General features: G+C 31.5%; 23 protein-coding genes and 1 tRNA gene. 12 read left to right on the top strand and 12 right to left on the bottom strand.

The features are described from left to right. Positions 1-7 precede the first annotated feature (7 nt). Together STK_RS11665 and STK_RS11660 are read right to left on the bottom strand one after the other, a co-directional pair. A complete protein-coding gene (locus STK_RS11665) occupies positions 8-388 on the bottom strand; it encodes a hypothetical protein (RefSeq protein ID WP_010980184.1) in 381 nt (126 codons plus the stop codon). 87 nt (positions 389-475) lie between these two features. Beyond that, positions 476-901, bottom strand: a complete 426-nt coding sequence (locus tag STK_RS11660; protein ID WP_010980183.1) for a hypothetical protein — start codon at positions 899-901, stop codon at positions 476-478. Between the two features lie 121 nt (positions 902-1,022). On the opposite strand from STK_RS11660, the gene STK_RS11655 reads away from it, so the two are divergent. Continuing rightward, the gene (locus STK_RS11655; RefSeq protein ID WP_010980182.1) at positions 1,023-2,522 is read left to right on the top strand and encodes a bifunctional ADP-dependent NAD(P)H-hydrate dehydratase/NAD(P)H-hydrate epimerase; all 1,500 of its coding nucleotides are present in this window, start codon (positions 1,023-1,025) and stop codon (positions 2,520-2,522) included. Here STK_RS11655 and STK_RS11650 read toward each other — a convergent pair. Further along, positions 2,517-2,969 carry a peroxiredoxin gene (locus STK_RS11650; RefSeq protein ID WP_010980181.1) on the bottom strand — a complete coding sequence of 151 codons (453 nt, stop codon included), beginning with the start codon at positions 2,967-2,969 and terminating at the stop codon, positions 2,517-2,519. The genes STK_RS11655 and STK_RS11650 overlap by 6 nt on opposite strands. A 68-nt stretch (positions 2,970-3,037) precedes the next feature. Here STK_RS11650 and ppcA point away from each other — a divergent pair, with 68 nt between their 5' ends. The 4 genes from ppcA (at position 3,038) to STK_RS11630 (ending at position 6,676) form a co-directional block, all read left to right on the top strand. Further along, positions 3,038-4,573 carry a phosphoenolpyruvate carboxylase gene (gene ppcA / locus STK_RS11645; protein WP_010980180.1) on the top strand — a complete coding sequence of 512 codons (1,536 nt, stop codon included), beginning with the start codon at positions 3,038-3,040 and terminating at the stop codon, positions 4,571-4,573. Beyond that, the gene (locus STK_RS11640; protein WP_010980179.1) at positions 4,570-5,391 is read left to right on the top strand and encodes a hypothetical protein; all 822 of its coding nucleotides are present in this window, start codon (positions 4,570-4,572) and stop codon (positions 5,389-5,391) included. Before ppcA ends, STK_RS11640 begins: the two co-directional genes overlap by 4 nt. A 64-nt stretch (positions 5,392-5,455) precedes the next feature. After that, positions 5,456-6,037 (top strand): alpha/beta fold hydrolase, encoded by a 582-nt coding sequence (locus STK_RS11635; RefSeq protein WP_010980178.1) that lies wholly within the window; start codon positions 5,456-5,458, stop codon positions 6,035-6,037. Between the two features lie 3 nt (positions 6,038-6,040). Next, complete coding sequence (locus tag STK_RS11630; protein WP_010980177.1) at positions 6,041-6,676, top strand: DUF2250 domain-containing protein; 636 nt, start codon at positions 6,041-6,043, stop codon at positions 6,674-6,676. A 2-nt stretch (positions 6,677-6,678) separates the two neighbouring features. On the opposite strand, the gene meaB is transcribed toward STK_RS11630, so the two are convergent. Next, positions 6,679-7,617, bottom strand: coding sequence for a methylmalonyl Co-A mutase-associated GTPase MeaB (gene meaB, locus STK_RS11625; RefSeq protein WP_052846722.1), 939 nt, complete (start codon positions 7,615-7,617; stop codon positions 6,679-6,681). After that, a complete protein-coding gene (locus STK_RS11620) occupies positions 7,607-8,029 on the bottom strand; it encodes a cobalamin B12-binding domain-containing protein (protein ID WP_010980175.1) in 423 nt (140 codons plus the stop codon). The genes meaB and STK_RS11620 overlap by 11 nt, the downstream gene beginning before the upstream one ends. Positions 8,030-8,277: 248 nt before the next feature. Here STK_RS11620 and STK_RS15425 point away from each other — a divergent pair, with 248 nt between their 5' ends. After that, complete coding sequence (locus STK_RS15425) at positions 8,278-8,397, top strand: putative integrase (protein WP_232616481.1); 120 nt, start codon at positions 8,278-8,280, stop codon at positions 8,395-8,397. 68 nt (positions 8,398-8,465) lie between these two features. Here the strand turns inward: STK_RS15425 and STK_RS11615 are convergent. Then, a tRNA-Pro gene (locus STK_RS11615) sits at positions 8,466-8,541 on the bottom strand. A 402-nt stretch (positions 8,542-8,943) separates the two neighbouring features. Here STK_RS11615 and sul7d point away from each other — a divergent pair. After that, entirely contained in the window at positions 8,944-9,138 is a 195-nt protein-coding gene (gene sul7d / locus STK_RS11610) for a Sul7d family chromatin protein (RefSeq protein WP_010978621.1), read from the top strand. A 32-nt stretch (positions 9,139-9,170) separates the two neighbouring features. Here sul7d and STK_RS11605 read toward each other — a convergent pair whose 3' ends face one another. Further along, positions 9,171-10,595, bottom strand: a complete 1,425-nt coding sequence (locus STK_RS11605) for a phenylacetate--CoA ligase family protein (protein WP_010980174.1) — start codon at positions 10,593-10,595, stop codon at positions 9,171-9,173. A gap of 32 nt (positions 10,596-10,627) precedes the next feature. Beyond that, entirely contained in the window at positions 10,628-11,803 is a 1,176-nt protein-coding gene (locus STK_RS11600) for a 3-hydroxyacyl-CoA dehydrogenase (RefSeq protein ID WP_052846720.1), read from the bottom strand. A 102-nt stretch (positions 11,804-11,905) separates the two neighbouring features. Here STK_RS11600 and STK_RS11595 point away from each other — a divergent pair, with 102 nt between their 5' ends. Beyond that, complete coding sequence (locus STK_RS11595) at positions 11,906-12,373, top strand: GNAT family N-acetyltransferase (RefSeq protein ID WP_052847015.1); 468 nt, start codon at positions 11,906-11,908, stop codon at positions 12,371-12,373. 58 nt (positions 12,374-12,431) lie between these two features. Continuing rightward, the gene (locus STK_RS11590) at positions 12,432-12,788 is read left to right on the top strand and encodes a transcriptional regulator (RefSeq protein ID WP_069168207.1); all 357 of its coding nucleotides are present in this window, start codon (positions 12,432-12,434) and stop codon (positions 12,786-12,788) included. A 395-nt stretch (positions 12,789-13,183) separates the two neighbouring features. Here STK_RS11590 and STK_RS11585 read toward each other — a convergent pair whose 3' ends face one another. Together STK_RS11585 and STK_RS11580 are read right to left on the bottom strand one after the other, a co-directional pair. Further along, positions 13,184-14,887: a hypothetical protein gene (locus STK_RS11585; RefSeq protein WP_010980170.1), complete on the bottom strand. Its 1,704-nt coding sequence runs from the start codon at positions 14,885-14,887 to the stop codon at positions 13,184-13,186. A gap of 31 nt (positions 14,888-14,918) precedes the next feature. Then, positions 14,919-15,875 (bottom strand): Ldh family oxidoreductase, encoded by a 957-nt coding sequence (locus tag STK_RS11580; protein ID WP_010980169.1) that lies wholly within the window; start codon positions 15,873-15,875, stop codon positions 14,919-14,921. Between the two features lie 992 nt (positions 15,876-16,867). On the opposite strand from STK_RS11580, the gene STK_RS15005 reads away from it, so the two are divergent. The 3 genes from STK_RS15005 to STK_RS11570 all read left to right on the top strand — a co-directional run bounded on the left by STK_RS15005 (position 16,868) and on the right by STK_RS11570 (position 18,358). Beyond that, positions 16,868-17,260: a hypothetical protein gene (locus STK_RS15005; protein ID WP_010980168.1), complete on the top strand. Its 393-nt coding sequence runs from the start codon at positions 16,868-16,870 to the stop codon at positions 17,258-17,260. A gap of 73 nt (positions 17,261-17,333) precedes the next feature. After that, complete coding sequence (locus tag STK_RS11575; RefSeq protein WP_010980167.1) at positions 17,334-17,582, top strand: sulfurtransferase TusA family protein; 249 nt, start codon at positions 17,334-17,336, stop codon at positions 17,580-17,582. 158 nt (positions 17,583-17,740) lie between these two features. Then, complete coding sequence (locus STK_RS11570; RefSeq protein ID WP_010980166.1) at positions 17,741-18,358, top strand: hypothetical protein; 618 nt, start codon at positions 17,741-17,743, stop codon at positions 18,356-18,358. 456 nt (positions 18,359-18,814) lie between these two features. Here STK_RS11570 and STK_RS11565 read toward each other — a convergent pair whose 3' ends face one another. Both STK_RS11565 and STK_RS11560 read right to left on the bottom strand, forming a co-directional pair. Further along, on the bottom strand, positions 18,815-19,516 hold the full coding sequence (locus STK_RS11565; protein ID WP_010980165.1) for a DUF72 domain-containing protein: 702 nt from the start codon (positions 19,514-19,516) through the stop codon (positions 18,815-18,817). A gap of 26 nt (positions 19,517-19,542) precedes the next feature. Beyond that, positions 19,543-20,001, bottom strand: a complete 459-nt coding sequence (locus STK_RS11560) for a hypothetical protein (RefSeq protein WP_232616480.1) — start codon at positions 19,999-20,001, stop codon at positions 19,543-19,545. Positions 20,002-20,375 lie beyond the last annotated feature (374 nt).

Here is a 20,375-nt window from a genome sequence, read left to right as displayed (position 1 = left end):
AATAGCTTTAAAGTGCACCAGCAACTTTTCTTGCTGTTCTTGCAATATCTTCTTCTTGCTCAGCGTATGCACATAGCATTGCTTCTATATCACTATAACCTTCAGCCTTAGCTGCTAAGGCTACTTTGTTATATTCTGCAACATGTTCAGCATTTTCTTTTTCTGCAAATTTGCTTAATACTTCTTTTACTGATAACAATTCAAGAACTTTTCTTGCTGTTTCAGCAATGTTTTTCTCTTCTTCAGCGTATGCACATAGCATTGCTTCTATATCACTATAACCTTCAGCCTTAGCTGTTAATGCAACATTATTGTATGTGCTTACGTGTTCTTCACTTTCTTTTTCTACGAATTTATTTAATATTTCTTTTACTTCTACGAGGGTCATTTTGGGAAACCCCCTTATATCTATCTTCTCTTTGAATATATAAAGATTTGTTTATCTATTTACGTTTATATTTTAAAATAGTATTCCTTACATTAAATCTGAGCCAGATTTAAGTAATTCTTCAAACCATTGTTTAGCTTCATTGTATTTTTCGTTAGCTTTTGCTAATAATTCTTCTTTAGATTTTTCATCTGTAACTTTGTCGGAAAGGATTTTGCTAAGCATATATTGTGTAGCTGTATATGCAAACTTCTCTTTAATCTCTTTGGTTTCAGTTTTTTCTAGTTCATTGAGCCAATTTCTTAGATATTCTGTTCCTAAATATTTATTCATTTTTTCAAAAATTCCTTTAGCATGTCCTAACTCCACTAATGCTTTTTCTCTTAGCATCTTAGCTTCTTCTTTTTTATTCAATTCCTCAAGTTTTTCTGATAAAAAATATAGGAATAAATGATCTTCACTATTGGCTAAGAATAATTCTTTTAATCCCATTTCGGTTTTTGTTCCCTTCATGAGTAAAGGATAATAGTTTAAGTATAAAAATATTTAAAATAAAGTGATGAATGACTTCAATCCTGATCGGTGAAGAAGTAACCCGAAACTGAGATAAATCCCTACTCAACACTTTATATTAATGATAGACACAAAAAGAATGCGTGCTATTGAAATAAATAGCGAGGCTTTAGGAATTCCAACTCTTTTATTAATGGAAAATGCTGGAAGAAGTGTAAAAGATGAGATCTTAGCAAGGATTAAACCGAATAATGCAGTAATATTTGTCGGACATGGAGGAAAGGGAGGAGATGGATTAGTAACTGCAAGGCACTTAGCTAGTGAAGGTGTTAAGGTAAAAGTTATTGTTTTAGGAGAAAATAAGCATAAAGATGCAGTTTTTAACTATAATGCTATTCTTGACATGGACTATTCTATTGAGATTAATGAAATAAAGGATCTTGAAGAGTTGAAACCAGTTGAAGCTGATGTGTTAGTAGATGCAATGTTAGGTACAGGGTTTAGGGGAAAACCAAGGGAACCATTTGCTACAGCAATAAGAGTATTTAACGAGAGTAAAGGTTTCAAAGTTTCAATAGATCTACCTTCTGGGATAGACGCTGATACTGGTGAGGCTCCAGGAGAATATGTTAAGCCTGATTTAGTAGTGACTTTTCACGATATGAAGAAAGGGTTATTGAGATATAATTTTAATGTAGTTGTAAAGAAAATTGGAATACCACCAGAAGCTGAAATTTACGTTGGTCCAGGTGATGTAGTAGTTAGCATAAAGAAAAGGGATTATAAATCTAAGAAAGGTGATAATGGCAGAGTATTGGTAATAGGTGGTAGTTATACTTTTACCGGTGCACCAACTTTATCAGCATTAGCGGCATTAAGAACTGGAGCTGATTTAGTTTACGTTGCTTCTTGTGAAGAGACCGCTAAAATTATTGCCGGATATTCTCCGGATTTAATTGCTATAAAACTTTCTGGTAAAAATATCTCACCTAACAATTTAGAGGAATTGAAACCCTGGATAGATAGGGCTGATAGTGTAATCATAGGACCCGGAATGGGTTTAAGTGAAGAAACTATAGAAGCATCAAAAATGATTGTGAACTATCTAATGGAAAAGAACAAGCCTGCGGTAATTGATGCAGATGCTTTAAAGGCAATTTCTGGGTATAAGCTCTATCCAAATGCTGTAATAACTCCTCATGCTGGAGAATTTAAGATATTTTTCAAGGAAGAGACTGAAAAAGATATAAGAAAAAGAATTGCTCAAGTAGTTGAGAAAGCTAAGGAATGTAATTGTGTCGTTTTACTAAAGGGTTATGTAGATATAGTAAGTGATGGTAAGGAGTTTAGACTTAATAAAACCGGTAACCCTGGAATGACTGTTGGAGGGACTGGTGATACCTTAACTGGTATTGTAGGGACATTTCTTGCTCAAAAATTATCTCCTTTCGATGCTGCTGCAATAGGTGTGTTTGTGAACAGTTTGTCCGGGACTTTAGCTTACTCTGAATTAGGGCCTCATATTACTCCTTCTGATATTTTAAATAAAATTCCGGTTGTATTAAATGATCCCATAGAATCATTTAAGAAAAAAATATATAAACGAGTTGTTAATTCATGATTTCTTATTTTTTATTATTTCAAGAGCTTTGTCAGCATGTTCTTCGGCTTTCTTTAAATTCTTGAGTATTTGAATGATTTTTCCTTCTGGGTCGATAATAAAGGTGACTCTTTGAGCACTAGTTCCTTTTTCATTTAATACTCCGTAAGTTTCAATTATCTTTTTTTCCTTATCTGCAACAACTGGGAATTTAGCATTATATTTCTCAGCGAACCTTTTTTGCGTAGTTATACTATCGGCACTTACTCCTATTACTTCTGCATTTAGTTTTTTGAACTCTTCATAGAGTTCTGAAAATCTTTGTATTTCTCTAGTACATCCTGGCGTAAATGACTTAGGATAGAAATATAGGACTACGAATTTACCTTTATAATCTGAAAGCCTAATTTTACCTAGTGTTGACTCTGCTTCAAAATCTGGTGCTTGTTCACCAATATTTGGTGGCATAAAATATCAAAACTCGAACCAACTTTTATAGTTTAGTTTAAAAGGGCATAACTCGAGTTATTTAGGAAATGAGAAAGATACCTAGGACTATGTCAACCCAACATCCAGATAATGCGAGAGTACCAGAGTGGAGTAGAAGCGAAGTTATTAGTGGTGAAAGTGAAGTTATTGAGGCTTATTTAGCTTATGAGCATTATGAAGTAGATGAGGTTATGTGGGATGCTGAAGGAAAAGATGTTGACACTCATGTAGTGAGAAAACTTCTAACACAGTATCCTGAATTTTTTAAAGAGAAGATCTTAGGTAGAGACATATTCCTTACCTATAGGATACCTAATCCAAAAATTGAAGGAGCAGAAAAGAAAGTATTTGCTGAGACAATGGAAAGTATTCCAATTACTTATGATCTGGCCGAAAAGTTCTTTAATACTAAACCTACACCACCAGTGTTTGAGGTGATTTTACCTTTTACAACAGATTATAAAGAATTAATTGCTATTTTAAAATATTATGAAGTTGCTATAGTGAATAAAGAGAATGTAAAATTAGTTGATGACATCTATGTAAAAGATCTAATTGGTGAGATAAATCCTAAAAGTATCGAAATTATTCCTTTGATCGAAGATAGGGATTCTATGTTTAAGATTGACCAAATAGTAGGTGAATATATTAAAGCAATGAAACCGCCTTATATGAGAGTATTCTTAGCTAGATCTGATCCTGCAATGAATTATGGTCTTATTTCAGCTGTATTATCTGTAAAATATGCTTTGAACAGACTAGGTAAGATCGAGAAAAAATATGGTATCAAAATATTTCCTTTAATAGGAGTAGGTTCATTGCCGTTTAGAGGGCATTTTAATCCTATGAACTTTGAAAAAGTAATAGATGAATATAGGGGAGTTTATACCTTTACAGTGCAATCTGCTTTTAAATATGATTATGAGGATAATGAAGTTATTAATGCTATTAGAAAGATTAATGAGAGAGAAATATCTGAATTTGAATTATTAGATGAGGAAGAAGAAAAGATATTACATAGAATAGCTAACGTATATACTTCTTCGTATCAACCTATAATAGAAAGTTTAGCAGATGTAATAAATAAAATAGCATTATTTTTGCCTAGAAGAAGAGCAAGAAAATTACATATAGGTTTGTTTGGTTATTCTAGGAGCACGGGTAAAGTCACTTTACCAAGAGCAATAACGTTCACTGGTGCATTATATTCAATTGGTATACCTCCAGAACTCATAGGTATATCTTCATTGTCTACTCTTACTGAAAAAGAATGGAATGTATTAGAGAAAAATTATAAATATATTAAACATGATCTTCAAGCTGCTGCTAGGTTTGTAAGTTATGAATCAATAGACTTAATGAAAGAGACTTGGAACGTGAATGAAGAAATCATAAAGAAAATTATGGAAGATTTGTCATATGCAGAAAATACTCTTAATATTAAAATAGGTGACTCAAACTCTGTGGGTAGAAAACATGCATTAATATCCAGTTTAGCACTAATAGCATTAAAAGAGGGTAACATCGATGAAGCTAAGAGTTACCTTTTAGAAATGGCAAAAATAAGAAAATCATTAGGATGAGGATACTAATAAATGGATTATTACGATTTGATTCTGGTAAGACTACTTTTTCCTTACATTTATTGAGAGAATTAAGGAATATCGGCTATGATTTTAGACCATTAAAGCCAGTAGCTGGGCATAATGTATGGTATAGTTTTTCTACATTACTAAGAAGTAGAGAACTAAAAATTCTAGCGGGAAATGATGCATTAAAATATTATGACGAGACTGGCATGCCAGTAGAAGAGATAAATCCATTTGCAATTTTGTTTTCTCCACCAGACATAGAAAAAATTCAAATGAATATCAGATTATATAATGAGCTAATTAGCTCAGGCGTGCCAGTCATGATTAGGTATTATGATTGTAATAAAGTATATCATTTATATTCTTCAGTGTTTTACTCAATCATACCAGATTCAATAAGGAAACCTTTAGAGGAATTCTTAGAAGAAGTTCATGCTATAGAAACGCAGCCAGAGAAAATAAGGGAACTCATAGACTCTTCTCCAGTTTTAGCTGATCATTGTGTATCAAAATTTATAAATTCAAATGTTATAATTGAATCTTACAACGATGCATTAGCACCTACCGCATTATCCACAAAAGTGGATTTAGTCTTCGCAGTATCCCCTGGAAAGGTGTTTCTTCTGCAGGATTTTAATAAAGTTCTTCAGCTTTTTTCTTCTCCGCCATGGAATATTAAGGTTTCGACATTTATAAAATATTCAAAAGTGTTAAGCTGGAAAGTGTATCCAGCAGTAAATATAATCGATAAGAGTTTGATAGATTTCATTTCTAATAAGATTGAGGAAGAAGAAAAGTATAAAAGCTAGTATTTGAAAATGAATCTTTAACCAGATAACAAATTTTTTAGTCTTAAAAATTAACTATTCATTCATGAAAGATAACTTTGTTAACGTAAAAGGGGCTAAAATTCATTTTATCGAAGAAGGAGAAGGAAAACCTTTCTTATTATTTCACGGAGCTAGATTTAACGCGTATACTTGGGTAGAAACTAATACACTAAGTTCTATTTCATCAGCAGGATTTAAGGCAATTTCAGTAGATTTCCCTGGTTTTGGTAAATCGCAAAATGGTGATTTTGATTCTCTTTCAAGTTTCATAAAAGATTTTATGGATACACTGAATATACAAAAAGCATATCTTCTAGGAGCGTCTATGGGTGGTGAAGCAGTTTTAGGTTTTGCAGTCGATAATCCTAACATGGTAGAGGGTTTAGTACTAGTAGGAGCGGTGGGCGTTCCATCCTACGAAAGTAAACTTAAAAATTTGGACGGAAAACCAATACTTCTAATCTGGGGAGAAAAAGATACTGTTTCTCCAAGGAGAAATGCTGAAATAATTTTAAACCATATAAAGTCAGCTAAACTTATAATTGTTGGAAAACAGCACGCGTGTTATCTTGATGATGCTAAGAAGTTTAATGACGAAATAGTAAAATTCTTGAAGGGAGAGTGAAGGATGGATGAAGAATTAAAGCAAAAATTGCTAGAAATTTTAAAAGATAAAAGAATGTTAGAAATACTAAAACATTTAAAAAAAGCTAATGTAGACTATGGAAAATCAATAATGTTAAACACTAAAATTCCAATACAAGAAGTAGTAGATTTGTTAGATAAACTTGAAAAAATAGGGCTAATTGAAAGAGTTCATGGAGCTACACTAAAAAATACTGAGGCTAAGTTTAAGTTAAGTAAAGAAGTTCATAAGCATCATACATATTATAAACTTACAAGGGAAGGAGATCATCTTCTAAGACAATTAGACGAGAAAGAATTAATCGATGCGTATATAGATCTAGTAAAAAATGATCAAATGGCTATTGACATACTTAAAATTGCCGATGAAGTAAATGCTGATCATGCTTTAACTTATGCAAAATTACTTCATAAACCTTTAGAGGAAGTTACTCCTAAATTAGAAGAATTAGAAAGAACAGGATTACTTGAGGAGAAAAATGCTAAAATAATAAAATTTATAGATAGAAGATCTAAGCCAAAAAAAGAAACACGCACTCATCATAAATATTACGGCTTATCAAGGATTGGAGAATTAGTTGTAAGAGAAATGAAGAGAAAGGGAATAATACCAAGATAACACTATAATTTCTCCTTTACTTTATTATAAACTTCATTAATTAAATTCAACAAATTATGTTTCTCATTTATTTGCTCTGATATATAATCAGAATTCTCTTTTACAATCATAGTAACAACCTCATCTACTTTTCTCCTCAACATTAACTCTATCATTTTCATTCTTCTCTCTCTAATTCTTTTTTCGAATAACCCCTTTTCTTTAATAAAAGATAAGTGTTCTTCAAATACGTCTACTAACTCTTTAATTCCTACACCTTTTATTGCTATAGTCTTAATTATTTTAGGTACCCAACCATCTCTGAAATTCACTTCCGCAGTATCTAAAGCAAATCTTATAGCATCATATAACATCTCTGCCTCAACCTTATCAGCCTTATTAACAATATACACATCTCCAATTTCCATTATACCAGCTTTTAAAGCTTGAATCTCATCTCCAGTACCTGGTACTGAAACAACTGCTATAGTATGGACACCATTTACTACATCTGTATCTGTCTGTCCTGCTCCTACAGTTTCAACAATTATTCTGTCAAATCCCAAACCGTCCAACGCTTCAATTAGCATCAAGGCTTCTGAAGATATTCCACCTAAATTTCCTCTAGATGCTATACTTCTAATAAAAACGTTACCGCTGACCTCCTTACCAACCATTCTAATTCTATTTCCCATAAAAGAGCCCATACTAAATGGACTAGAGGGATCAATTAAAATTACACCAACTCTGTGACCCCTCCTTACATATTCTGAAATAAGCTCTGAGATCAACGTACTTTTACCAGCACCTGGTGACCCGGTAATTCCTATAACATGGGCTTTACCAGACCTTTTAATTAACTCTTGTAAGCTTTCTAACCCCTCTTGAGTAAAGTACTCTATTTTTGTTAAAAGCCTAGAGATTGCTAACTCCTCACCAGCTAAGGCTTTTTCAAGAAGCAATCTTTATGCCCCTTTTAGTCTCTACAGCTTTTGTTATTTTCTCAACTACCTCTTTTAGGCTAGAACCGGGTAAAAAGACTTCATCAACACCCATCTCCTTAAGTTTTGGTATATCTTGAGGTGGTATAACTCCACCGACAACTAATACAACATCATTTAATCCTTTTTCACGCATAAGATTTACAACATAAGGTACCAATTCTAAGTGAGCACCACTTAAGATACTAATACCAATAACATCTACGTCCTCTTGTATTGCAGATTTTACTATCTGCTCTGGGGTTTGCCTTAAGCCAGTATAAACGACTTCCATTCCCGCATCCTTTAATGCTCTTGCTATTACTTTAGCACCTCTATCATGTCCGTCCAGACCTAATTTTGCAACTAAAACCTTAATCCTTTTCTGGCTCATCAGTATATAGTAAGTTTAAATTGCTTAAATTTTAGTATGATACTAATTATGAATATAAATATAGATTAATAAGACGGTAAATTTTATATAATTATCCATTGAAGTAATAGTATAATAATCAGAATAATGGTATTATTTTATAAAAATATTAGTTTATTGTTTATTTCTAAAGATTTATGTAGCATATGAAATTTATGTTATATGTCGATCTTATTAGACTGTTGCCATAATAGGAAAATTTGCGAAATATGAGAATCGCTAAAAATAATTATGGATATATAATCAGAAGGGGAAAAAGGCGATATTATGTCTGTAAATTGGAAACGGTAAATGGCGAGATAAATGAAATATATAAGTCCTTTAGCTAATGTTGTTTAAACTTACCTAAAGTTGAAAGAAAATAACAATAGAAGCGTTATGATATATTCACAAACTATGGGGCCGGCGGGATTTGAACCCGCGACCACAAGGGCCCAAGCCTTGCGTCCTAGTCCAGGCTAGACTACGGCCCCAGCAATATTATTTTTTAGATTGTCTTTATTTAAGTCTTTCCCTTAATTATTCAAGTATATTTTCGGATTTTTGCTCAATTGAGATATAACTAATATCCTATCAGCTAGCTTTTTTTGACACTAAAAGTGATAAAACCATAAAGATGGTATCCTTCATATGCAGTAACATTAAATTAATAATGAAAAATTTACGCTTATTATTTCTCTATCTATAGAGCAAAATGTTTCTGGATAATTCTTAGTAAGAGAATTTTTGTTATACAAACTAATTATTGTACATTGACTATATTAAAATTCAAAACCTTGAATCCAATAAATTATCTAAGAGAATACCATAAGTAATCCTTAAGTTAACACCGTAAGGTTTATTTATCTGAGTATCGTAAGATAATTTGAGGAAACATGGTAACAGTAAAGTTCAAGTATAAGGGAGAAGAAAAGGAAGTAGATATTTCAAAGATAAAGAAAGTTTGGAGAGTCGGAAAAATGATATCATTCACATATGACGACAACGGTAAGACTGGTAGAGGCGCTGTAAGCGAAAAAGATGCACCAAAAGAATTACTACAAATGTTAGAAAAATCTGGAAAGAAATAAAGAGTTAAAAAGCTAAAAATTTTGTTTTTAAGTTACTTTTTCTTTCTTTGATCTAAGAATACTTGAAGTTTATACCCTGTCCATACAGTTTGTCCAGGTTTTACCCAGTCTATTTCTACATCATCTGGGTTAATTCCTAATCTACTTCCTAAAATCTCTTTAGCTTGTTTTTCATACTGAGGATCTACAAATTCTTTCCTAGTCTCTATCCTAATCTTTAATTTATCCATTTCATTATCATATACAATTATGTTATACATTCCAGTAGTATCTGGTATCTCATTTACAGCATCTTCCACATAAATCGGGAATAACAATTTTCCTCTTACTCTAAACATCCATTCTACTCTTCCAGGTATTGGTTCGGCAAATCTCATATGTGTGATTCCATATTTAGGGTCTGGATCAGTAATAAATTCGTTTTTAACATAATCACCTAAACTATAACGTATCAGCGGCATAGTAAAATGATTTAATAATGTTGCTATTAATTCACCTCTTTCACCTTCACTTACTGGTTCATCAGTTTTTGGATCTACTATATCAAAGATTTCCATATCCTCCCATACTACTAATTGTCCTTCAGATCCAGGAACTTCAATAGCCATATGCCCATCTGTTGTCCCCCATACGTTAATAGCTAATTCTGCATTTGGGTGAACACTAAATAATTTTTTCTTAGTATTTTCAGCAGCAGCTCCTCCATGAAGCAATAGTACTTTAAATGGTGTATCCCAACCCTCTAATTTAGCTTCTTCTCCAATAAGTCTATGTAGCCACGGAGTTGTAGCAAAGACATCAACTTTCCATAGCTTAAAGATTAGCATATGCCTATTTTTCCAGCTAAAGAACGTTTCTCCTCCACCAGCAATTGCTGTTGCACCACATCTCCACATTGCCGTTTCAACTACTGGTGGTCCCCAACTATAGAAACCACTCATGTTTAAGTAATTGGCATAAACTACAGTTGGTTTAACTCCAGCAAAAGTCCATAAATATCTTGCTTGACCTTCTTGGAAGTAATCCATTTCTAGAGCTCCCCATCCTTGGAAAGTAGGTAGTCCAGTAGAACCAGAAGTAGCACCAACAAACCTAATTCTTTTTGCTAATTCTGGATGGAAAATAGTTCCAAAAGGAGGGTTCTGTTGTAAATCTTTCCTTAATTCATCTTTTCTTAATATAGGCATCTTTACTACATCTTTCCAGTCCTTTATCATTTCCGGTTCAAATCCTTTTTCCTTCCAAAATCTTCTATAGAATGGTATATTCTCCCATGCCCATTTTACTATCCTTTTTAACCTAAATGTTTTAATTTTGTCTAATTCATCTCTTGGTAGTGTCATAATTTTCTTATTCCATAAAATTTCGGAGGGATTTGGAGGATAATCTGGTCTAATAAAACCTTGTTCTCTCAATTCTTTATGGATTGCCTCATATTCAGCTAAAACACTAGACATATGCTTAAATTGTATAAACAGTTTAAAAAATATTAATACTTGTAGAACCCTTCTCCAGACTTCTTTCCTAGTTTACCTTCTTTGATCATTTTTTCTAAAAGATTTGTTGGTCTATACGTATCATATCCTTTAGCATAAATATCTTTTAGATATGTGTACACGTTATCTAACCCAAGTTCGTCAGCCATTTCAAGAAGTCCTTTAGGGAAATTGAATCCATAGATCATTACAGTATCTATATCCTTGGCACTAACTATTTCATTTTCTATCATCCAGCTAGCTTCATTAACTGCTAAGGAAATTAGTTTTGCAGGGTCTACCTTGCTTTCGTTAGGTAATTGCACTTTCATATACTTACCTGGTGCTGGATAAGTGTAAAATCCTTTACCGCTTTTTACTCCTAAACTTTTTTCTAATACTTTATTCTTATATAAACTACATTTTACGTCTGGGGTTCCTCTAGTAACTAAGACGTCCCAAATGTCTACTATTACATCTAAACCTACGTAGTCAGCTAATTCAAACAATCCCATAGGTAATTTTAATTTATTCCTTGCCGCACTATCTATCTCCTCAATACTTCCTTCTCCATTTTCTACCTCTCTACATGCTTCTTGGAGGAGTCTAATGAATATTCTATTGCTTACAAACCCTGGTATTTCATACTTTAGCTTAACTGGTATTTTATTCATCTTTTTTGCTAGTTCTATAGTAAGATTAGTTACTTCGTCAGATGTATATTTACTTGGTATGACTTCAACTAGTTTCATTATAACTGGAGGGTTGAAGAAGTGCATTCCTATTACTTTATCTTTCCTTTTAGTTGCCTCAGCAATGTCTGATATTGGTATAGAAGAAGTATTCGTAGCTAATATAGTATGAGAAGGTGTGATATCATCTAATGATTTAAATACGTTTTTCTTTAATTCTAAATTTTCTGGTACTGCTTCAATTGCAAAATCTGCGTCTTTTGCAATATCATAAGAAGTATTAAACTCCATTCTTCCTAGTATATCTTCTACTTTTTCTTTAATTTGTCCTTTTTCATATAATCTCGTTACTGATTCTGTTATTCTATCTTTAGCTCTATTAAGAAAATCCCATGATATATCTATTAAACCTACTTTAAAACCGCTGAGTGCTGCAACTTCTGCTATACCATGTCCCATAGTTCCGGCTCCTACAACTACAATCTTTTTTATCATCAAGAGTAAAATAACCTATTGATTATTAAATATCACGGTTTGTTTGCTAGTAATTAAATAGTAGTAAATGTTTTTAAACTAGTTTTGTAAGATATAAATATGAGCTTGAGTGTAAGCTTAGTCTACAGGAAAGCAAGACCAGATGATTGGAAGGGGATATTAGAGTTATACAATTCTCTTTCCGATGATGATTTGTACTTAAGGTTCTTTACATTTCATAAACTTACGGAAGAAGAAGCCAGAAAAATTGCGGATACAAAAGAACACTATACTGTAATAGCAGAAATAAATGGTAAAATAGTCGGTGAAGCATCAATTTATTTTGATGGCGAATTTGCTGTTGTTGTCCACCCAGATTATAGGAGATTAGGGATAGGGACAGAGTTAGTAAAGAGACTTATTGAATTCGCTAAAAAGAATGGTATTAAAAAAGTTAGATTCTATACGTTGCCTGAAAATTATCCTATGATAAAAATTGGTAAAAAATTAGGTTTTAAGATTATAGAAAGAGAAGATGAGGTCTACGCATATCTAGATTTGACCAATGAAAATGTTATTTTAGAAAAAACATAGTAACATACTATAAAAGTAATTTTATTAAATGTTGTTGTATAGTGTTAAAGTGAGAATCTTGCCAAAAAAGATAATAGTACCTTGTGAAGTTGCTGTTAAAGATGTTATACCAGCTATTAAAGCATTATTAGCTATTAAACTTTCAGAAAGAGGGTATAGTCAGAAAGAAATAGCAGAAATTCTTGATATTTCTATAGCAGAAGTGAATTATTTATTAAAGGGAAAGAGAGGAGATGAGGAGTTAAAGAAAATACTAAGCAAAGATAGTGATTTCATGGATCTTTTAGAGTCATTTTCTAGAAAAATTGTGAATAATGAAGAAAGTACAGATCCTTTATCATTATGCGTTTTATGTAGTTATGCAAGGAGAAAAGTATTAAAACAAGAGCAAGCATGTCCATATGATATAACATGATGAGCTTCCGGGCTCTGGATAAGATGAAGAGGACTGCAAGCGCTGATTCTTTAAAAAATTTTGGTATAAACTATAAATTGCTAGTTTATAGGAAATATAAAAAGATCTTTATTTATTATAAGTAATATTATATGTCAAATAATATATATATGTTTATTCATATATTGATAATTTATAGATTCGTTGAAGATTTGGTAAGATAATTCTAAATATATATTATTAATTTGCCATAGTGAAGTTTATAATTCTAAATTAAGATATAAATCTAATAAAATATATATATTTACATAGACTAAATAAAATGACATCATATTTTGAAGATTGTAATAGTTTTGTGAGTCTAAAGAATTTTTACCTCAGAATATATAGTGTAAAATAACATATAAAAAAGAGGTTTACTTTCTTCTAAGTAGGATTATAACTATAGCTATTATTATAACGACTACTATTGCTACAATAATGTAATTTGTTATATTAGAAGATGTAGTTGTGGTTGGATGAGTAACGGTTAAGACGCTTGAGGACGTTGTTAATGTACTTACACTACTCGTTGTTGTTGTAGTAGTAGTTATAGAAGGCGTTGTTGTCGTAGCTACTGTACTCGTTGTTGTTGTAGTTGATCTTGTTGTAGTAGTTACTGGTGCTGGTTCTACTGTAATTGTTTCTATTTTACTCATTGATGTGTTTCCGAATATATTTGACGCCGTTACAGTGATTAAATAAGTTCCATTCTTAGTAATATTAAATGAAACCACTTTTATGTTAGGCGGATAAGTTCCTATCAGTGTTGAGTTAAGGTATATTGAAATACTATTCACGCCTAGCAATGTAGCATTTGGTTCATTTATATTCAAGAATACTTCCGTTATACCTGGTTCTTGCTGTATTTCCATTTTAAATTCTGGCTTGGTAGGTTTTGAAAGAGGAACCGTATAGTAATAATAGGAGATGGTAGTTTGTTGTGTTGATGTATTGATTGCTTGCTGAAAGATAATTAGTTTGAACTGTGTTGGATAAGCTTCAACACCAATAGGTACATTTATCTGTTCAATTGACGTTGATGTAAATGATATATTGTCATATTTTAACCACTTTCCGTTCATATAAACGTAAGTATTCACAGTAAATGTGACACCACCTAATGAGATTGAAGTTAAACTGATTGTTATCAGTAAATCATTGTAATACATATAAGAGAGAGTAACACCTGATGTAGGTGTGCTTATGTTAGTTAATATATATCCAGAAGCATTTATTAGGCTCGTAGTATTATTAGTAGTTATTATAAAGAGCGAATTGTTAGAGTTATATACTGTACTAGGTGGAGATACAATATTCGTAAAAGTCTTAGTTATAGACTTACTTTGTATATCGTAAACTTCAATATTGTATAGGGTTTCATTTACACCTACTTGAGGACTTCCAAAATAGTTAATTGCAATAACTACATAATTGGAGCTGAAGGCCAGTAAAGAAACTTGGATTGCTTGAGTTATGTTAAGTATATATTTATTAACCACCTTAGTTCCGTTTATTTCTACTAGAGTGTAATAACTTTCGTTTTTAATTATTGCAAAGGCCATATATCCGTTAGTTATCACTGAAGTTATATTACTGTTCTTTATTATTGGGATATAAGATAAAGATGTACCGTTAAAGTAAACATAATATAATGTAACGTTAGGAACCAGAGATAGAAGTGAAGTTATTTGTGAAGAGGTACCAGAAAATGTTACATTGCCCTCATGTGCTAGAACATAGTATATTATACTGTTATTAACTGTTACACCACTAGCTTGTGTGACTCCAAAAGGTAACTCAAATGTCTTATTATTATATAGTATTGAAGAGTTTAGGTATAATGTAGTCTTTGTAAACATAGTATATGTTGAAAGATTTATTGTATTGTTAATCTTCATTTCGATGGCGTCATTAATAATAGCATAACTTCCCTTATAAAATACTAAAGATTCTGGGAGAGGTAATTGTCCTTCCGTTATACTTACTACACTTTCACTCTGCGCTAATATAGGTGTAGAAAACTCTATTAAAAAGAGAGTTAGTAACAGAATTGTTACAACAAATTTAACTCTCTTCATTACTTTTTATTACTAAACTTGATTTTAAAAATTATTCGTTTTGAGTCCAATTGAATTGTTCTTCAGCCTCCAATTTAACGAAGATATTATATAACTTCTCATCAATATCTATTTCATCCCTCTTTAACATTTCATCACTATGTTCACCAGGTAGATATTCCACAAATTGTTTTAGTACTGATAAACCATGACAGTCACTCTGAAGCCTGGGCAAAATAATCATGAACTCTCCCTTGTTTGGGCTCTTAGTTGTATCAAGAACACCTTGAACCTCAGTAGCTAATGCGCTCCCAGTTAGAAAAGATACTAATAATTCTAAGGTAATCATTAGGAAGAACCCTTTCATACCTCCTATAGGCAATAATCCGCCTTGCAAAGCCTCATCTGGATCTGTAGTTATCTCACCGTCCTTATTTACTGTAACACCATAAGGTATCTTCTCTCCCTTTCTTTTAGCCTCAATAATTTTTCCTCTTGCGATAGGAGATAAAGACATGTCTAAAACTACAATCTTTTCACAAGGTATTGCAATACTTATAGGAGTAGTTGATATGATTTTTTTCGCAGTTCCAGGCTTTACTACTGCAGGTTCAGCATTTCCTATCATAATTGCAGGTTTTCCGAGTCTCATTGCTATCCTCCTAGTATAGTAGCCTAAAAAACCTATATGAGAGGAGTTTCTAACTGCGATTAACGTTTCTTTTGGACTTTCTGTTAGATAGTGCCAAACTAGAATTCCTATGCTATAATTTGCATCATAAAGGACTGCATTATCCTCTCTTTTAATTTCTGTTAGTTGCACGGTTTTTCTTATTGTTCCTAAATCTATTCCCTTAACGAGAGGGATAACTCTTTGGAGACCATGAGAATAATGGCCCCTAAGCTCAGCCTCTACAAAATGCTTTGCAATAATTGACGGATTCTCAACTCCCCTCTTTTTTAGTATTGACTCGACTAGGCTTTCAGCCTCTTTAACTTTGATTTTCACGATATAAAAAAGGATATATTAGATTATCAATCTTACTAATAATGTGAGTTTCGTCAAAATTAATAAACTTTGTAAATCAATATGATTCATGTTATATTTCACTTTATTGTAATATAAATTTTAACTGAATAGTCTACAAAAAGAAACTAATGTAAGATATTTTTCCTTTAGGTTTATCAATAAGGGGCTAAATTTGTAGCTTAGTGAGTATATTATGAAATGGCTTCAGACTAAAATTGAAATTGTTTAATCATATTTTTATGTCATAATTTCTCTTATAAATTTAAGTGCTTCTCTATAAATATCTATAATCTTTTCTCAACTTCTCTTCTAAAAGATCTTCTTTATGACGTAATCAGCTGAATGAACCAAATTCCATTTATCGTAACCAGTAAAGTTCGCTTTTATCGCGTTAGCCAACGTTCATTTATGGAAGTTTATCTAACTCACTATCCATTACTTTCTGAGTATTGCAGTTATATCCTTGTATGCAATCATCTTATGTTAAACCCAAGTTCTTACCATATATGCCAATTGTAGATTTACTTATATTCTCGATGTTAGATATTAGCAAATAATATCTTTACAAGGTTTTGATTGTTTTAATGAATCTTCAGACCATGCAAAGTATTTAATTTTATTTCGTAGATCTCTTAACTTCCTCAAGTATCTTTCATGAAGTTTTAAGCAATAATTTAGTATCTTATATACTACTGCAGAGACTACAAAAAGGTTTTATTTAAAGATTATTAACTTCACTCACTATAACATGGACATAGTGTCGTCACTAAGCTATTTATATTTCTATAAATTTTTATCACATAGTAATATATTAGTTCAATATTTATACTCTTTATAAAGAAAGCCATCTAATAAATTTATATGCAAATGACAACACTATTAACATGGAGAACTTTTTAAATATCGTAAAAGAGTAAAATACTATTGGAAGTTCATGGGATTATTTATCCTATAAACCTTAGTGAGGAAAAATGTTTGTAAAAGTAATTTCAGGCTTTATAGGAGGTTTAGCGGAGTTACTTCTTTATTTAAACAATTTGAGCGTCTTTTCATGCATATCTCAGCATATTTTTCATGTGAACTCAGTGATTCTGGGGATTGCATTACATCTCATAGCTTCACTCATACTGTTCATAATAGGCTGCGAAATAGTTGAGAAAAGTGGAGTCTATCCTACCTCTTTAGTTTCTGCAACGATTTTGGGTATAATGTTTGGGTCTTCAGTCTTAGTACTCTTCAGTCTTCCAGTACATTTACTTTTTATACCATTCAAAACAACGCTAAATTACTTATTTGTACACATATTTTATGGCCTTGTGTCGTGTATAGCGTACTATTTTATGAAGAGAATCAATTTTTCTTAATTTTAATGTAAATTTAAACTTTCAGTTTATAAGATGATTAAAATATTTAAATATTTAAACTAAAGAGCTCTTGATGGGCGATAAAATTAAATCAACTAAGCCAGATGTGACACTTGATCTAAGAGGTGAACCTTGTCCAGAGCCTCAAATTGAAATAGTTAAAATGCTTAACCACATGAAAGAAGGACAAGTACTTGAGATACTCAGTGATGATGAACCAGCAGAACTTTCGATTCCAGTTATATGTGAATCACGAGGTTATCCTTGTGAGATAGAAAGGCAAGGAAACACTTTTAGAATAAGAATTTTGAAAACTAAATAAGAAATATTATTAATAAATAATAATTTTCTAGAATATTATTCAAAAGATATTCATTTGTTTTAAGATCTTCCTATCTTTATCGAACATTATATAGATACTACTCAAATTAATCACTGTTGGGATTAAGCTTAAATAAATATTTTTTTATATATTTATTGATGAAAAGACTCTATGTATTTGTTATAATAGGAATTGTTATAATATCATTACTTACCTCTATGCTATATATTAATTATATCTATCCTAATAGTTCAAAAACAACAGAAAAAGTTAAAATAATTTCAACGTTAAAGGCTTTACATCTTTCTCTCGAGCTAAACACTACGAAAATTTACGCTGGGCAAGGCATTAGTATTGCGGTAGAGTTGTATTACAGTGGAAAAAGTCCTCTTTATATTAATGTAAGTTCCTATATTATAATGCCTTCATCAACTCCATGTGGAACTCAAAAGCTCGTAGGGTTTAAAGTTTTCAAGGGATATTACACTATAGAAAACATTTCTATGGCTAAGCATTTATACTTTTACAAGCCTAGCGGATATTATTACTGCCCAGCGATATTTGCTGTCACTCAATATAAGCTGTTACCCATGAGTGATAAAATACAGCTGATATATAATGGAAGTCTTCAAACTACGATGCACGATGTACTCATGACATCCCTTAATGGCTATTGGATAGGATCTAACTTTACTTACTTTCAGCCTGGAATATATACTGTTGAGGCAGTAGACTATTTTAACCAAACCGTTTTAGCTTATTTCACAGTAATATGAAAAATACGAATTTTATTTCGTGCGAAAACATATAATCTGTTTCTCTTAATAATCAGATACAAAGAAGATACTAACTTATAATAGCATATGTACTTATATTTATTATTAGTACTTATCAGAAAATCGTTGTTTTCATTTAAAGTTCTTAATTGACCAAGAGTATAAACACCCAAACTCAGAAAAACATGTTGAGCAAGGTTCTGAAGTAAAGAGTCTTTAGGTAAATACGTTAAATACTCCTTATGTAAAACATATTATTCGGGTCTAAGTAAATATAGACCTAGCTAGGAGTAAAACCCTTATCCCCATATGAGTAAGTATACGTTGTAATCTTGCATGTGATCTTTAACAAAATCATTATTCTTTCTATGTAAATTATATAGAACATGCCAGTAAATCTAGGCTATTAAATCTGATTATAACTCATTAGCTTAATTGTATATAAAACTTTACACATCATTTAAGTATTTCTTTAAACCTTAAGGCATCATTAAACGAATAAATATTATTAAATAAGACATAGTCGCCATCCCTAACCATTGACTTCAGCTTCTTTAAGTCATCGTCAGTGTATTTGTAAGAATAGTTAACTTCTCCTTTTCCTATACCGTGAAGTCTAAAATACCTTTCAGAGGTTAATGATTCATGCTTGAACGGATCAACAACGTGAATTATGTTAACTGCGTCTAACACTTTTTTCAGTAAATCTGTTCTATAGTACCACTCTCCTCTTGGTTCCCAAGCGTATTTGAAGCTCTTGTTAAGTGTGGAAAAATAGTCTATAACTGCTTTTGTATTTTCTTCTGAAGGTTTAAAAGAAGCTGGAGATTGAAAAATTATGATAGTGGCATTAAGTAGTTTAGCTTCCTTTAACGTTATCTCAGTAGCTTCTTCGACTTCTTTAGTATTTTTAAAGAAGCCGTAATTATTCACATCACCAAACTTATTCTTCATTCTTTTATATGTTGTAGTGTTATATTCATGGGTAATTACTTGCAAAGCCTTTATTGTAAGTTCGACTTTATTTTCTTCAGCCTTTTTTCTCCAATTTTGGAGTTGAGATTCGCTCACTATATCGTAAAATGTTTGCTGAACCTCTAAAACGTCAAAATATTTAAAATGCTTATAAGTAAATCCGCAAGTTCCTACTTTTATCACATTAAAAAAATCAGTTTAAAATATTTTTAGCATTTTACTCCTAGTTCTGCTTTAATCTCCTCTAATTCCTCCATCTTTAAATCACAAAGCCATTTGTAATATTGAATAAGTTCTTCCTTCTTAACTAATCCTATCTCTATTAAAGGAATTAATGTTACATACCAACTTAAAGCTCTAACAGTAATATTATCGTCTTTTAGCATTTCAAAGAAATACTCTTTTAACTCTCTTACTTCATTAAATGTTAGTATACCATCTTTTATGAGAACTGGAACCTCATTCCAAGCCCTATATCTTGTTCCAGTATCTGGAAATTGTAATAGGTAGAGAAGATATTTCTTATCTAAACTCTTTAAGTTTCTTAAAACGTAATTCCAGGCTTCGTGCTTTACATCCTTATTTTCACTTATTAAATAGATATTAAGTTCATCTAACGGAATAAGTTCTGCGGAGTTAAGCCTTTTTAATATGTAGTCTTTATCCATCATTACATACTCTACTATTTTTAATTATAAAATTCTCATCTTCATTATCAAAATTTGATATTATTGTCATAATGTCGTCATTAGGAGGGTATAAATTTATTAATTAATGAAGATCTCTACAAAGAGTAAATGTCAATACAAGGTTTTGTATATCTTAATTTAAATATAGAAATATAAACACTCTAATGACAATACTATGAGCATTGTTTACTAACACAGGAATAATAATAATGGGGCCCATGGGGACTTGTACCCAAAATTGCCAGGTCTCTGACAAGTTAAATAAGAACAGTGTTATTCAACGTTATACGTTAAACGTTAAATCTTTTGACAGATAAGTTTATAATAAATAAAAATAGAGTACCTAATTCTAT

It is taken from the genome of Sulfurisphaera tokodaii str. 7, assembly GCF_000011205.1.
GTDB classification, from domain to species: domain Archaea; phylum Thermoproteota; class Thermoprotei_A; order Sulfolobales; family Sulfolobaceae; genus Sulfurisphaera; species Sulfurisphaera tokodaii.
Note: the sequence above shows the minus strand (reverse complement) of the source record. Positions and strands in the feature narration are given on the sequence as shown.